We start from the raw sequence: 14,546 nt of genomic DNA on the forward strand, positions 1-14,546 counted from the left end.
TTCACTATGCAATACCTCCTACTCTCCCTCTTCACCCTAGCTGCGGTGATTTTTGTGATTAACTCGCATTATCGCTGGACGTATTTCTTTGCGATTGCGCAGTTTGTGTTGTTTTTTAGTTTGATGTTTAGCATTACAGGGCAGTGGCAGCGTGGGCTGAATTTTGCTGCGGTGCTGTTTGTGGTACTGATGCTTTTTCATCGCCTGAAAATACATTTTTATAAACAACCGCTCTTGGTGTCTGATTTCTTTTTAGTTCTGGACTGGCGAAATTGGGAAACTTTGCTGCATTATCGCTCGGCTATTTTCGCCATTGCAGGCTTGATTGGATTGCTGGTTTATGCCGTGATGGGCTGGTCCTCAGCAGACGTAGCAAGCATTGAATGGCGACTTTTAGCAAGTGCGGTGCTTTTTTTCACAATTTTTTCCATTTGTCATTACAGCAAAAATAAATCGGCGATTAAACAATGGTTGGATTCGTTGCCCGATGATGGACGCGATGTATTTTTAAATCTACCAATGTCTTGCCGTGGCGTATTTTTTAAGCCCCCAGTATTTGAGGGCGATGCAAATTATTTTTTACAGCAAAAACAACGTGTTCCCGACTATCCACTCAGCGCAGAAAACGAGCAACCTGACATTGTCGTATGGCTTCAGGAATCTACCCTAAATCCGCATAGCTTTGTATTTGAGAACGCTGATATTCCGCCAATCACAATGTATGAAAATCAGGTTGATACCAAGTTTAACAGCCATTTGCGTGTGCATACTTTAGGTGGCGCAACCTGGAAATCGGAGTTTGCGTTTCTGTCTGGGTTACCTTCAACGGATTTTGGCGCAATGGCAAATGCCGTGTTTTATTCTGTTGTGCCGCATTTGCAATACAGCTTTATCCAAAATCTGAAAGCGCAAGGCTATTATTGCGTGGCTTTATCGCCATTCACGAAAGGCAATTACAACGCCAAGCCGGCCTATGATCATCTTGGTTTTGATCTAATGTTGCAGCCGCAAGAGTTAGGTTATCCCGCACCATTAAGCAAAAATTTATGGACGATTGGCAGTGATGAAATGAGCCAATATGTGCAGAAAATTTTGCAAAAAGAAGGCATTCCTGCGCTTGAAAAGGTAAATCAGCCTTTATTTGTTTATGTTCTTACAATGCGTGAACACGGGCCTTATCACGATGTTGGGAATGTATTTAATCTGCAAAATCAAGGGTTTACCGCTAAAGGAACGGGCGAGTTAAACGATTATATTCAGCGAATTGTGAAGCTCAATGATGTTATCGAAGATTTCAATCGCTATATGCAAAATCGTCATAAACCTTATGTGTTGGCTTATTTTGGTGATCACCAAATTTCTATTAGTGGTGCGCAGCCTACTTATCAATTTGATTATTCAAATCCAGATTACATTACGCAATTTGTGGTGCGTAGCAATATGCAAACTGACTTTGAGCAACAACAGGATTTCCTTGATTTAGCGCAGGCTGGCGGTTTAATTTTAGAAATTGCGGGATTGCCTGCTGATGAATTTATGCAAGCCAATATTGCAATGCGCAAATTAAGCGGTGGAAAACTGCAAGATTGCCAAGATGAGCAATTATTGGCGGGCTATCGCCATTATTTGTATCAACAATTAAAGGTGGCAAAATAGATGAGTGAGCAAATCGAAACCCACCCATTTCCCGCAATATTGCCACCGCACGCCACGGTGATGATGAGGGGAAGTTTTCCCCCTAAGGCGGAAAAACGCTGTATGGAATTTCATTATCCGAATTTTCAAAATGATATGTGGCGCGTGTATGGTGAAGTGTTTTTCGGACGTGCGGATTATTTTCAAGTGCCAAATGAAAAACGCTTTGATTCCGCTCGAATTAAGGATTTCTTATGGCAAAAGGGCATTGCATTATGTCCAACGGTGCGCAAAGCCATTCGAGAGCAAGATAATGCCTCAGATAAATTTTTGAAAGTGGTGGAAAGCGTCAATCTTAGCGAAGTGTTGCCCCAAGTGCCGCAATGCCACTGGATTTTCACCACAGGGGGCAAAGCCACTGAGATTTTGCTTTCTCTATTGCCTGAAAAGGTTAAAGCACCGAAAACCAACAGCTTTATCCCTTACCCTTATCCCGATTTTTCGCTTAATTTATATCGACTGCCGTCCACCTCAAGGGCTTATCCACTTGCCTTTAACAAAAAAGTGGCGGCCTATCGGGAGTTTTTTGAAATGGTGGGATTGGTTTAATAAAATACTTTGATCGATTATATATGAATAATTGTTTCATTATTAACAAATAAGAAAAAGTGATTTTCATTATTATGAATTGTATAGGTAATGCAATTCCGTTATGATACGCGCTCTTTCGCTCCTACTGGAGTAAGATTATTTTTAAAGGAAACATTATGAATTCATTAAATAAAATTAGCCCTTATGCACTCGGATTATTACGCATTATTGCAGGCTATATGTTTTTATTACACGGCACGTCAAAATTCTTTGAATACCCAGTTTCAATGACAGGTGGCAACGGTGCTGTGGAACTCTTTTCAATGATGGGCATTGGTGGCGTGTTAGAAATCGTTGGTGGCGCATTATTGATCTTAGGGTTATTTACCCGCCCGGTGGCATTCATTCTTTCTGGTATGATGGCTGTGGCATATTTCCAAATTCACGCATCTTTGGATAACGTGTTATTGCCAATCGTTAATAAAGGCGAGCTTGCTGCATTATATTCTTTAGTTTTCTTAAACTTTGTTTTCTTAGGCGCAGGCGCTTTTGCATTAGATAATAAAGTTTGCAAGAAGAGCTAATAAAACTAATTTGTCTTTTTTAGAGTTGTTGATTTTAACCCGCATTAGCGGGTTTTTTTGTCTTTGAAGAAAAATAAATCAAAAATACACCGCACTTTTGGCACGCCTTGCCTATGGAAATCTTGAGTTGTTGGTTTTTTGTTAAGAAATTTGATTTCGTGCTATATAAAAGCAAACGATTGCGTTATAATGCGGGCGTTTTTTCATTTCATTAAATTAAAGGAAATCTCAATGCAACCAAATCGCCCAATTCGTCAGGCTTTACTTAGTGTTTCAGACAAAACTGGTATTGTGGAATTTGCTCAAGGCTTAGTGCAACGTGGAGTGAAACTGCTTTCCACCGGCGGCACGGCAAAATTATTAATGGAAAAAGGTTTGCCCGTTATCGAAGTATCCGATTACACTGGCTTTCCAGAGATGATGGACGGGCGAGTGAAAACCCTGCACCCGAAAGTTCACGGCGGTATTTTAGGACGCCGTGGAGTTGATGATGAAGTTATGGCGCAGCACCAGATTGATCCTATTGATATGGTGGTGGTGAATCTTTATCCTTTCGCCCAAACCGTGGCAAAACCAGATTGCACCCTTGAAGATGCAGTAGAAAATATTGATATTGGCGGCCCAACAATGGTGCGAGCTGCAGCGAAAAATCATAAAGATGTGGCGATTGTGGTGAATAATCAGGATTTTTCTGCGATTTTGGCTGAAATGGATCAAAATCAAAATGGCTTAACCTTAGAAACACGTTTTGATTTAGCCATCAAAGCTTTTGAGCATACCGCACAATATGATGCGATGATAGCCAACTATTTTGGCAAATTGGTGAAACCTTATTTTGCCGCAGATGAAGAAGAGCAAAATGCCTTGTGCGGGCAATTCCCACGCACCTTGAATTTGAATTTTATTCGCAAACAAACAATGCGTTATGGGGAAAATGGTCATCAAAACGCCGCATTTTATGTGGAAAAAGAACAAAAAGAAGCCAGCGTATCCACTGCAAAACAGCTACAAGGCAAAGTCCTTTCTTATAACAATATTGCCGATACGGACGCCGCACTAGAATGTGTGAAAAGTTTTAATGAACCTGCTTGTGTGATCGTGAAACACGCAAACCCTTGCGGTGTTGCTTTAGGCGAGGATATTTTAGACGCCTACAACCGCGCCTATCAAACCGATCCAACTTCTGCTTTCGGCGGCATTATTGCCTTTAACCGTCCTTTAGACGAAGCCACCGCACAAGCCATTGTTGATCGTCAATTTGTTGAAGTGATTATTGCTCCAGTGGTGCAAGAAGGGGCGAAAGCGGTATTGAAAGCGAAGAAAAATGTGCGTGTTTTAGAATGTGGTGAATGGCATAGCGAGCCACAGCAATGCTTAGATTTTAAACGAGTTAATGGCGGATTATTAGTGCAAGATAGCGATTTAGGAATGGTCGATCTTGCTGATTTACAAGTGGTGAGCAAACGTAAGCCAACAGAAAAAGAACTGCAAGATTTACTATTTTGCTGGAAAGTGGCGAAATTTGTGAAATCGAATGCCATTGTGTATGCCAAAGATAATCAAACCATCGGCATTGGCGCAGGACAAATGAGCCGTGTTTATTCCGCCAAAATTGCGGGCATTAAAGCACAAGATGAAGGCTTGGAAGTGAAAGATTGCGTAATGGCGTCTGATGCCTTCTTCCCATTCCGTGATGGCATTGATGCCGCTGCTAAAGTAGGCATTGAATGTGTGATTCACCCAGGCGGTTCAATGCGTGATCAGGAAGTGATCGATGCCGCAGATGAACACAATATGGTGATGGTGCTAACGGGAATGCGTCATTTCCGTCATTAATTAAAAGTGGGGTAGAAAAAATGAATATTTTAATTATCGGAAATGGTGGGCGTGAACACGCCCTTGCGTGGAAAGCAGCGCAATCCCCTTTAGCCAGTAAAGTGTTTGTTGCCCCGGGCAATGCAGGCACGGCAAGAGAAAAAGGCTTCGGCAAAAGTGCGGTGGAAAATGTGGCAATTTCTGCGACAGATATTCCAGCATTAGTGAAATTTGCCCAAGAAAATCAAGTGGGCTTAACCATTGTTGGGCCAGAAGCCCCGTTGGTAGCAGGCGTTGTCGATGCTTTTGAACAAGCAGGTTTAACCATTTTTGGCCCAACTCAAGCAGCCGCACAGCTAGAAGGCTCAAAAGCATTCACCAAAGATTTCTTAGCCCGTCATCAAATTCCAACGGCAGAATATCAAAACTTCACAGATGTGGAGCAAGCCCTTGCTTATGTCCGCCAAAAAGGCGCGCCGATTGTGATTAAAGCAGATGGCTTAGCGGCAGGGAAAGGCGTAATTGTGGCAATGACATTAGCGGAAGCAGAAGATGCCATTAAAGATATGCTTTCAGGCAACGCCTTTGGTGATGCAGGCTCACGCGTGGTAATTGAAGAATTTTTAGATGGCGAAGAAGCAAGTTTTATCGTAATGGTGGACGGCAAAAATGTTGAGCCAATGGCAACAAGCCAAGATCACAAGCGTGTAGGTGAGGGCGACAAAGGCTTAAATACGGGCGGAATGGGCGCTTATTCGCCAGCCCCGGTGGTTACCCCTGAAATTCACCAGCGTGTGATGGAGCAAATTATTTATCCAACCGTGCAAGGAATGGCTGCTGAAGGCAATGTGTATAAAGGCTTTTTATATGCAGGCCTGATCATCGATAAAAATGGTCAGCCAAAAGTGATTGAATTTAACTGCCGTTTTGGTGATCCTGAAACGCAACCTATTATGATGCGAATGGATTCTGATTTGGTGGAACTTTGCTTAAAAGCCTGCGAAGGAAAGTTGGATCAAGTTCAATCGCAATGGAAAAAACAAGCCGCGCTAGGCATCGTGCTTGCAGCAGAGGGCTATCCTGCGAATTATCGCAAAGGTGATGGCATCCAAGGCTTACCAACTACTGAGCTGGCGGATGAAAAAGTTTTCCTTGCTGGCGTGAGTGAAGAAAACGGCAAATTAGTGACCAACGGCGGCCGCGTTCTTTGTGCCACCGCATTAGGTGATTCCGTGCTTGATGCTCAACAGAAAGCCTTAAAACTCGCCGAACAGATTCAATGGCAAGGACGTTTCTTCCGCCGTGATATTGGCTGGAGAGCTATTGCGCGCGAGAAATCATAATAGAGAAGTAATAAGAAAAAGGAGAAATATGTATCAAGATAAATCACTTTTCCGCGTGAGAGCAATCAGCCTGTTTTTATCCCTAACTAAAGATAAAGCACAATGGCAACAACAGCTACAAATGGCGAAAGCGGAATTTGACCTGCTTATTCCTGCTATTCAGCAAAAAGGTTATGAAATTCAGTCTATCCGTATTATCACTAATCCTTTTGGTGAATATTTGGATTTGACCAGCATTGACACGGCAAAGCGTGATTTAGCCTTGCTTAAAACTTTGCTCAATGAATTAAATGAGAGCGGATTGCGTATTCGCTTTGCGATTGGTGAGGCGAAAACCAAACAAGAGATTGCTTTATTGCCAGAATTAATCGCAGATTATGGTGATTTATGTAACGCTTGCGTGAATGTGGAACGCGATGAAAATGGCTTTCTAAATTATGATTTATTATTAGATTGTGCAAGTGCGGTGCAAAAAATTGCAGAATTAACTCCACGCGGCGAAGGCAATTTTAATTTTACCGTGAATTTTAATTGCAAACCTTTTATTCCTTATTTCCCCGCAGGTTATCATCGCAGTGAGTTAGATAATGCTGTGGTAATTGGGTTAGAAACGCCAGATTTATTAGTGGATGTGCTAGAAACTTTACCGAGCAGTGAAAATCGTCAACAGTTTTTTCATCAAGCAAGTGTGGCAATGTCTCAAGCTTTGCAATATCACATTGATGAAGTGCAAAACGCCGTAAAATCTGCGTTATCTGGTCATTTTAGCTTAGCGGGTTTTGATAGCTCAGCAGCACCATCAAAAAATTGCCATTCAATGAGAAAAGTTTATGAATTACTTGATGTGCCTTATTTTGGTGCAGCAGGCACTGTTGAGGCATCTGAATTACTCACTCGCGTGTTTAAATCTATCAAAAATGTCAATTTGGTTGGCTTTTCGGGTTTAATGTTAGCCGTAATTGAAGATTTGGGATTAGCAGAAGGCACAAAAAGATCGCAATTTGATATTCGAGCATTACTCACTTATAGTGCCGTATGCGGCATTGGTTTAGATACTGTACCAATTTCAGGTGAGGCAACCATTGAACAAATCGCAGGATTAATGAGTGATACTGGAACAATGGCGTTTCGTTTAAATAAGCCTCTTACCGTCAGGTTATTCCCTATTCCTAATAAAGTAGCAGGAGAAATGACCGAGTTTGAAAGCGATGATTTATGTAATTGCCGCATTTTAGCTGTACCATAGTTTATGATATGTAAAGGAAAAATTGGCCTTCACGAAGGAATAGAGCTTGAGTTAATGTTATCGAGAAAGAAAATGTTAGCACTTTTCTTTAATGATATGGGAGTTCCAGGTACGTTTTTACCTTATATAGAACGGGGTGTTTTTCGTTGTAATTATCTTGTTTTAGTTCCTCAAGATAAGCAGACTCCAATAGAGTTGGGAGCCTTTATTCTATTTAGACCTGTTCATCAAAAATATGCAGGACAGTTTGAGCAACTATTGAAGAAAAGTATACGACACTTTGATCCTATGGTAGAACGAGAAATTGGTAAATTGCTTGGTTACCAAGAAGAAGATATCTTGCTTTATATTAATAATTGTAAAAAGGAATTGCGACAAGCATAGGATATGAATAATATTCATCATCGCAATGAAAATTTTGAACCTAATTTTTCATTACAAGATAGTGAAAAAAGGCTAAACTAGTTAAATCTTAAATAATCATATTTATAAGAGGACAAACACAATGTTAAAAAGAAGTATGAACATCGCTGATTACGATCCCGTATTATGGCAGGCGATCCAAGATGAAAATCGCCGTCAAGAAGAACATATTGAATTAATCGCATCAGAAAACTATGCCAGCCCACGCGTGATGGAAGCGCAAGGTTCTCAATTTACCAATAAATATGCGGAAGGTTACCCAGGCAAACGCTATTACGGCGGTTGTGAATATGCAGACATTGTTGAACAACTTGCGATTGACCGTGCGAAAGAATTATTTGGTGCAGATTATGCTAATGTGCAACCGCATTCTGGTTCACAAGCCAATGCGGCAGTGTATATGGCATTGTTAAATCCGGGTGATACCATTTTAGGTATGAGCTTGGCACACGGCGGACATTTAACTCACGGGGCATCAGTGAGCTTTTCAGGCAAAATTTATCACGCAGAACAATATGGCATCACCGATGAAGGCGTAATTGATTATGACGCATTGCGTGAACAAGCGTTACGCGTTAAGCCAAAAATGATTGTGGGTGGTTTTTCTGCCTATTCTCAAGTAGTTGATTGGGCGAAAATGCGTGAGATTGCTGATGAAGTGGGCGCTTATTTATTCGTGGATATGGCGCACGTTGCAGGCTTAATTGCAGCAGGTGTTTATCCAAACCCATTACCGCACGCGCACGTTGTGACAACCACAACGCACAAAACCTTGGGCGGCCCGCGTGGTGGCTTGATTTTAGCGAAAGGCGGTGATGAAGAGCTTTACAAAAAACTAAACAGCGCTGTTTTCCCAGCTGGTCAAGGTGGCCCATTGGTTCATGTTATCGCAGCCAAAGCGGTGTGTTTTAAAGAAGCTCTTGAGCCAGAGTTTAAAGCTTATCAGCAACAAGTGGTGAAAAACGCAAAAGCGATGGTGGAAGTGTTTAAACAGCGTGGTTATAACGTGGTGTCTAACGGCACAGAAAACCATTTATTCTTAGTGGATTTAGTGAGCCACGGTTTAACAGGAAAAGCCGCCGATGCCGCATTAGGCAAAGCGAACATTACGGTAAACAAAAATGCCGTACCAAATGATCCACAAAAACCGTTTATCACTTCAGGGATTCGTGTAGGCACACCTTCTGTGACTCGCCGTGGTTTTAAAGAAGCAGAAGTGAAAGAGCTAGCAGGCTGGATGTGCGATGTGCTTGATGCCGTGGGTAAAGAAAACGAAGCAGACGTTATCGCAGCAACAAAAGCGAAAGTGCTAGATATTTGTAAGCGCTTGCCAGTTTATCCTGCGTAATTTTTTAGTGTCGTACGAAACTGGCTGGATAGGTATCCAGCCAGTTTTTTATTGGGATATAAAATGAGGTAATACAATAGTTCTTTAATTACAAAAACTTTGCAAAAAACCACCGCACTTTATTTTATAAGGGTTATCTGATTTGCCAAGATTCATCTGTTAGTAGTCGGCCAAAATGGCTTTCAACTAAACGTTTGGTAATATCATTTTGTGGGTGAGTGAAGACATCACGGGTTGTGCCGTATTCGACCATTTTGCCTTCGTCCATCACCAACACATCATCAGAAATATGTTTAATAATACCCAAATGTTGCCCCACATAAATATAAGAAATACCCAGTTTTTCTTGGATTTCGAGCATTAAATTCATTAGCTGGGTTTTCACCGTGGCATCGAGTGAGCCGAGAGTATCATCAGTGATGATGATTTCAGGCTCAAGGATTAAAGCACGAGCAAGGGCAACACGCTGTTTTTGGCTCACTGACATTGTATTGATTTTTATGCTGGCGTGATCAGGATAAAGCCCTACCAGCTTGAGAGTCGCAAAGATTTTTTCATCACGCTCTTCTTCTGTTAAATCTGTGGCAAGACGTAGTGGCGTATCCAAAATTTGCCCGACATTAAGTTTTGGGTTAAAGGAACTATTCGGATCTTGGAAAACCATTCGAATATGCTGTGAACGGTAGTGATAATCGCCAAACTGTAAGAGATCATTTTTAAACAAAATTTCCCCCGCACTTGGTGCGATAATCCCCGCGATCATTTTTACTAAAGTGGATTTCCCCGAGCCATTTTTGCCAATAATCGCTAAGGTTTTCTTACGCTCTAACTGGAAGCTGACATTTTCCACGGCAACGAACTGGCTAGATGAAAAAATGCCGACATTATCATCAAAGGATTTGGATAAATTTTCAATTTTTAATAAGGCACTCATTCGCTTTTCCTATTCTTCGTTATTTTCATCCGTATTAATGATAAGTGGTGTTGCCACATCTTCTCTTTCTTTTCGCTGATTTTCACGCAAATTTAGTGGAAAATGACAGGCAAATTCGTGATGTTTAATGCGTCTTGTTGGTGGTTTATTAATACATTTTTTCTGCGCAAATGGACAACGTGGGCCAAGGCGACAGCCAATAGGCAGCTGATCCAACAGTGGCACACTTCCACGCAATGTACCTAAACGGCTTTTGAGCGACAACGGCTGTTTAAAATCAGGAATAGAATGTAGCAGCGCATTGGTGTAAGGGTGATGCGGTGTGTTTAGTACACTTTCTTTTGGCCCAGATTCCGCATTTTGCCCGCAATAAAGCACGCTGAAACTGTCGCACCATTCACGGATACTATTAATATCATTGCTGGCTAGCAAGATAGATGTACCTTGGTTCTGGTTCATACTCAACAGCAGACGGAAAATTTGTACTTTAGTGATGGATTCCAATGCGTTGGTTGGCTCATCAGCAATTAATAAGCGCGGTTGGTTGGCAACGGCGGCGGCGATCATCACTTTTTGTCCTTCCCCTTCGGTGATTTCATCGGGGTAGCTGTTCATTATGTCTTTATGATCTTTAATCCCCACACGGTGTAATAATTCAATAGCACGGCGTTTTTTCCAGCCAAACCACTGCCACCAACGGCCTTTGAATGTCCAAGAGGGAATATTTTGGATCAGTTGTTTGCCAATTTTGCTGCTGGGGTCTAAATTCGTCAGCGGCTCTTGGAAGATCATTGAAATTTCTTTGCCCACCAATTTCCGCCTTTTATGTGGGCTAAGTTTGAGCAGTTCCACATCATTAAACCGAAAGCGATCGGCGGTAACAACCCACGAATCCTTAATGGTGTTACAAATCACTTTTGCAATCAGACTTTTTCCTGAACCCGATTCCCCGACTAAGCCGCAAATTTCCCCTTCATTTAAGGTGAGATTGACGTTATCGATGATTTTTACTCGACCATTTGGCGTTTTTATTTCTATACAAAGATTACGAATATCAAGTAGTGCCATAGGAATCCCTATTCATAATATTTTTCAATGGCTTTATTAATGCCGTTGCCGAGTAATAGTGCGACTAAGATCACCGCCATAATGGCAAGTCCCGGTAGGATTACTGTCCAAGGAGCAAGGTAAATCAATTCGAGAGAATCCTTAATCATTACGCCCCATTCGGGCATTGGGCTTTGCGCACCGAGAGAAATAAAACTTAATGCACTAATATCTAAAATGGAGATGGTAAAAGCGCGGGTGATTTCTTGGATATATTTCACGCAAATATTGGGGAAAATAGCCTCTTTTAACAAAATCCAATTTGATGCCCCTTCAAGGCGAAGCATTAAAATGTATTCCTCTTTCAGCTCTTTTTGAATGGCTTGGTAAATCTCGTGAATAAAGTGTGGTAATAAGGCCAAGGTAATGGCAAGCATTGCGTTAATCAGGCTAGGCTGCATTAAGGTAGCAATAATAATGGCAATCAACAAAATGGGCGTGGAAAGGAAAGCATCAAGAAAATGCCCAAGTATACGCGATTTAATCCCTTGCGACATTCCAGCCCAAACGCCCATAATGCCACCTAAAATTGCGGTGAAAATCACCACAATTAAGGCTGAGCCTAAGGTGTAGGTTGTTCCTGTAATTAATCGGCTTAGCACATCACGTCCAATGTCGTCCGTGCCAAAGAAATAGGCAATTTTTCCGCCATTCACCCAAGATGGGGGCATTAACTCAAAACCGATAAACTGCGTTTCAGCTGGATAAGGGGCAATAAATCTACTAAAAAGTGCGGTCAAAATAAACAGCAAAAATAGATAAAAACTGGCAAGCGCCACTTTATCTTGGCGGAATAATTTCCAAATGGTGGTTAATGTTGCTGAGTGGCGAAATTCTGCCGGATCTTTATCTTGCATACCAACCTTTCTTATTTAACGGATCTAACACAAAGGTGAGCGTTTCTACCAATAAATTCACCACAATAATACATAATCCAATCACGATAATGCCTGCGGAAATACTGTTGTAATCTTGCTGGGCAACGGCATTAATCAGCCAATGCCCAATGCCAGACCAACCAAAGGTGCCTTCAACCAACATACATTGTGCAATCACAAGGGTGAATAATCGTGTCATTTGCGGCACTAACAATGGCAAGGTGTTGCGTAAAATATGTGTACGCAAAATCTTGCACATTGACCAGCCTCTTGTCATTGAAATTTTGATGTAAGGCTGCTCAAACAAATAGCCTGCACGCTCTTGCACGATACGAATAATTTCCATTGTTGGCCAAATGGTTAGCACTAAGGTTGGCAAAATCAGGTGTTGCAGCACATTTTGGATCACCTTAATGCGATAAGGTTCATCAATAAACCAAACATCAATAATAGGAAACCCCGTGATGGGCTGAATTTCATAAAGCAAATTATATTGCCCAATAGCAGCAATCTCCCAGCCATAAATAGCGGCCGCATAAAGCAACAGAGGCGCAAGCCAAAACACGGGCAGAGAAAGCCCTATGACAGACAAAGTGCGGATGATTTTTCCGAAGAATTTTTTACGATAAATCGCCCCAATTAGCCCTAAAGGAATGCCAAAGAGCAACGCCAGTAAAATGGCGCTAAAGCAAAGCTCAAGGGTAGGGGGGAGCACGGTGAGAACTAAATCACTTAGGGAATCACCGCCGTTATAGCTAATCCCCAAATCCCCATTGAGTAAATTTTTCACATAGAAAAAATAGCCTGAATAAAAATGCGGCGTAGCCAACACTTCATTGAGCGGATCGCGCATTAGCACCGCATAGCTAATAATAGAAAGAATCACTAAGGTGATCACCAACAAGATAAGATGCCTGAAAAACGACAAAATCATTTTTTCTCTCCTTGTTGATAGGATAGCGTAGTAAAGTTAATGCTACCAAAAGGCGCAAGCTCCAAGCCTTTCACCCGTGAATTTGCAATCAACATTCGTTTTACATTCGCCACAGGAATAATGGGTAATTCTGACAAAATAATTTCTTGCGCAATATTATAATAATTGGCGCGAGAACGTAAATGCGTGGTATTTAAAGCTCGGTTCATTGCATCTTCAAAAGGCGCATAGCACCAGTTGGAAAGATTGGTGATGTCATTGACTGTGCCGCAGCTTAAAATCGGGCGCATAAAGCTATCGGGATCTAAATTCCCCGCAAGCCAGCCAGTGAGAATCAAATCGTAATCTTCCGAGCCATTTCGCAGCTGTTCAATTAAATAAGTGCGAGTTACAGGGCGAATGGCTAATTCTACCCCCACTTGCGCTAAGTCCCATTTGATTAATTCTGCCATTTTAATTGGCGAAGGGTTATAAACCTGCTCTTCGTTTAGCACCCACATTGTGAGTTTGAGCTGCTTATCTTGTAAAAAGGCCTTGGCGGCTTTCGGGTTGTAGTCATAAGCAAAATCAGGCGTGTTCACCGTTGCCGCCCAAGAAATATTAGGAATAATATTATTCGCTACACTTGCCGTATTATGATAAATCCGATGAATAATGCGTTCCCGATCAATACCTTGCGAGATGGCACGGCGCAGATCCAGATCTTTCATCGTAGGTTTTAGGAAATTAAATGCCAAATAGGATAAATTCATTCCTTCAGTGGACTTCAAATAATAGCGCTCATCAAACTGTTTTAAAATTCCCAGTTGGCTTACATCAGGGCTAGAGGTGATCTGACATTCGCCATTTAAGAATTTAATCAAACGCCCTGTTCTGTCTGTAGAAAGATCAATAATAATATGCTCAATTTTCCCTTTCTTACGCCAATAATCTTCATTTCTTGCTAAGCGAACATATTGATTTCGCACGAAATTTTGCACTTTATAAGGGCCAGTTCCCACCGGCAAGGTGTCTAGCTGAGAAAGATTGTCGTCAGCATTGAGCTGTAAAGCATATTCTTGCGAGAAAATAATGGCGTATTGACTGGCGAGGTGGGAAAGAATGGACGCATCAGGCTGAAAAAGCTGGATTCGCACTTGATAGGGCGAAGTGGCAACCACAGACTCAATTTTTTCGCTCAATTTAATGCTTTCAAAATAAGGAAAACGCACTTTACGCGCTTGCTCGTGGAAAATACGGTATTGCGGATTTTTGTAGTCCACTAAGGTTTCTAAAGTAGGCAAATCCGTGTTATGTCCTAGCACGCGATTGAGCGAAAATACCACATCTTCCGCATTAAAATCGCGTGTTGGAGTAAACCAATCCGTTTGATGGAACTTAATCCCTTTACGTAAATTAATGGTGATGGTTTTGCCGTCTGCGGACAGGCTATAACTCTGCGCCAGCACTGGCTCAACGGTTGCGCTGTTATTTTTGATTTCAAATAATTTATTGTAAATCTGCTCGGTTACCACATTCATACTGGTTCCTGCATCGCTCGTTTGCGGATTGAAGGATAAACCGTTTGCCTGCGTGCAATAAATTAACCCATTTTGCGTGAGAATTTTTGGCACTTTAGGGGCGCTAAAACTTGGCAAACTGATTAGGCTTGCACTCAGCAAAATAGCAGAAACAACGATTTTTCTTATAAACATAACAGGCATATTTG

At 41.7% G+C, this 14,546-nt stretch carries 13 protein-coding genes; 8 read left to right on the top strand and 5 right to left on the bottom strand.

Features of this window, described 5'->3' with window-relative positions; genetic code table 11:
* Window positions 1-6 precede the first annotated feature (6 nt).
* From ACNAV8_RS00760 to glyA, 8 genes are all read left to right on the top strand, one after another.
* On the top strand, window positions 7-1,656 hold the full coding sequence (locus tag ACNAV8_RS00760; RefSeq protein WP_415777033.1) for a sulfatase-like hydrolase/transferase: 1,650 nt from the start codon (window positions 7-9) through the stop codon (window positions 1,654-1,656).
* On the top strand, window positions 1,657-2,244 hold the full coding sequence (locus ACNAV8_RS00765) for a DNA glycosylase (protein ID WP_103854911.1): 588 nt from the start codon (window positions 1,657-1,659) through the stop codon (window positions 2,242-2,244).
* Between the two features lie 158 nt (window positions 2,245-2,402).
* On the top strand, window positions 2,403-2,810 hold the full coding sequence (locus tag ACNAV8_RS00770; RefSeq protein WP_103854912.1) for a DoxX family protein: 408 nt from the start codon (window positions 2,403-2,405) through the stop codon (window positions 2,808-2,810).
* Window positions 2,811-3,041: 231 nt separating this feature from the next.
* Window positions 3,042-4,646: a bifunctional phosphoribosylaminoimidazolecarboxamide formyltransferase/IMP cyclohydrolase gene (purH, locus tag ACNAV8_RS00775; protein ID WP_103854913.1), complete on the top strand. Its 1,605-nt coding sequence runs from the start codon at window positions 3,042-3,044 to the stop codon at window positions 4,644-4,646.
* Window positions 4,647-4,666: 20 nt separating this feature from the next.
* Window positions 4,667-5,968 (top strand): phosphoribosylamine--glycine ligase, encoded by a 1,302-nt coding sequence (gene purD, locus ACNAV8_RS00780; RefSeq protein ID WP_415777034.1) that lies wholly within the window; start codon window positions 4,667-4,669, stop codon window positions 5,966-5,968.
* 28 nt (window positions 5,969-5,996) lie between these two features.
* Entirely contained in the window at window positions 5,997-7,214 is a 1,218-nt protein-coding gene (locus tag ACNAV8_RS00785) for a DUF711 family protein (RefSeq protein ID WP_415777035.1), read from the top strand.
* A gap of 72 nt (window positions 7,215-7,286) precedes the next feature.
* A complete protein-coding gene (locus ACNAV8_RS00790) occupies window positions 7,287-7,598 on the top strand; it encodes a hypothetical protein (RefSeq protein ID WP_146256853.1) in 312 nt (103 codons plus the stop codon).
* A 121-nt stretch (window positions 7,599-7,719) separates the two neighbouring features.
* The gene (glyA, locus tag ACNAV8_RS00795; protein WP_103854915.1) at window positions 7,720-8,985 is read left to right on the top strand and encodes a serine hydroxymethyltransferase; all 1,266 of its coding nucleotides are present in this window, start codon (window positions 7,720-7,722) and stop codon (window positions 8,983-8,985) included.
* 133 nt (window positions 8,986-9,118) lie between these two features.
* Here glyA and ACNAV8_RS00800 read toward each other — a convergent pair whose 3' ends face one another.
* Genes ACNAV8_RS00800 through ACNAV8_RS00820 form a run of 5 tightly spaced genes read right to left on the bottom strand, consistent with a single transcriptional unit; the run spans window position 9,119 to window position 14,532 of the window.
* Window positions 9,119-9,919: a peptide ABC transporter ATP-binding protein gene (locus tag ACNAV8_RS00800; protein ID WP_103854916.1), complete on the bottom strand. Its 801-nt coding sequence runs from the start codon at window positions 9,917-9,919 to the stop codon at window positions 9,119-9,121.
* A 9-nt stretch (window positions 9,920-9,928) separates the two neighbouring features.
* Window positions 9,929-10,987, bottom strand: coding sequence for a peptide ABC transporter ATP-binding protein (locus tag ACNAV8_RS00805; protein ID WP_103854917.1), 1,059 nt, complete (start codon window positions 10,985-10,987; stop codon window positions 9,929-9,931).
* Between the two features lie 8 nt (window positions 10,988-10,995).
* Window positions 10,996-11,883, bottom strand: a complete 888-nt coding sequence (locus tag ACNAV8_RS00810; RefSeq protein WP_103854918.1) for an ABC transporter permease subunit — start codon at window positions 11,881-11,883, stop codon at window positions 10,996-10,998.
* A complete protein-coding gene (locus ACNAV8_RS00815; RefSeq protein ID WP_103854919.1) occupies window positions 11,873-12,838 on the bottom strand; it encodes an ABC transporter permease in 966 nt (321 codons plus the stop codon). Before ACNAV8_RS00815 ends, ACNAV8_RS00810 begins: the two co-directional genes overlap by 11 nt.
* A complete protein-coding gene (locus ACNAV8_RS00820; RefSeq protein WP_103854920.1) occupies window positions 12,835-14,532 on the bottom strand; it encodes an ABC transporter substrate-binding protein in 1,698 nt (565 codons plus the stop codon). Before ACNAV8_RS00820 ends, ACNAV8_RS00815 begins: the two co-directional genes overlap by 4 nt.
* Between the last annotated feature and the right edge of the window lie 14 nt (window positions 14,533-14,546).

This window comes from Avibacterium endocarditidis (genome assembly GCF_965138825.1).
Classification (GTDB): domain Bacteria; phylum Pseudomonadota; class Gammaproteobacteria; order Enterobacterales; family Pasteurellaceae; genus Avibacterium; species Avibacterium endocarditidis.

What these genes read in the sequence shown, in the direction of transcription:
- ACNAV8_RS00760 (WP_415777033.1), top strand. Translation starts at nt 7, where the DNA reads ATGCAATACCTCCTACTCTCCCTCTTCACCCTAGCTGCGGTGATTTTT.
- ACNAV8_RS00765 (WP_103854911.1), top strand. Translation starts at nt 1,657, where the DNA reads ATGAGTGAGCAAATCGAAACCCACCCATTTCCCGCAATATTGCCACCG.
- ACNAV8_RS00770 (WP_103854912.1), top strand. Translation starts at nt 2,403, where the DNA reads ATGAATTCATTAAATAAAATTAGCCCTTATGCACTCGGATTATTACGC.
- purH (WP_103854913.1), top strand. Translation starts at nt 3,042, where the DNA reads ATGCAACCAAATCGCCCAATTCGTCAGGCTTTACTTAGTGTTTCAGAC.
- purD (WP_415777034.1), top strand. Translation starts at nt 4,667, where the DNA reads ATGAATATTTTAATTATCGGAAATGGTGGGCGTGAACACGCCCTTGCG.
- ACNAV8_RS00785 (WP_415777035.1), top strand. Translation starts at nt 5,997, where the DNA reads ATGTATCAAGATAAATCACTTTTCCGCGTGAGAGCAATCAGCCTGTTT.
- ACNAV8_RS00790 (WP_146256853.1), top strand. Translation starts at nt 7,287, where the DNA reads ATGTTAGCACTTTTCTTTAATGATATGGGAGTTCCAGGTACGTTTTTA.
- glyA (WP_103854915.1), top strand. Translation starts at nt 7,720, where the DNA reads ATGTTAAAAAGAAGTATGAACATCGCTGATTACGATCCCGTATTATGG.
- ACNAV8_RS00800 (WP_103854916.1), bottom strand. Translation starts at nt 9,919, where the DNA reads ATGAGTGCCTTATTAAAAATTGAAAATTTATCCAAATCCTTTGATGAT.
- ACNAV8_RS00805 (WP_103854917.1), bottom strand. Translation starts at nt 10,987, where the DNA reads ATGGCACTACTTGATATTCGTAATCTTTGTATAGAAATAAAAACGCCA.
- ACNAV8_RS00810 (WP_103854918.1), bottom strand. Translation starts at nt 11,883, where the DNA reads ATGCAAGATAAAGATCCGGCAGAATTTCGCCACTCAGCAACATTAACC.
- ACNAV8_RS00815 (WP_103854919.1), bottom strand. Translation starts at nt 12,838, where the DNA reads ATGATTTTGTCGTTTTTCAGGCATCTTATCTTGTTGGTGATCACCTTA.
- ACNAV8_RS00820 (WP_103854920.1), bottom strand. Translation starts at nt 14,532, where the DNA reads ATGTTTATAAGAAAAATCGTTGTTTCTGCTATTTTGCTGAGTGCAAGC.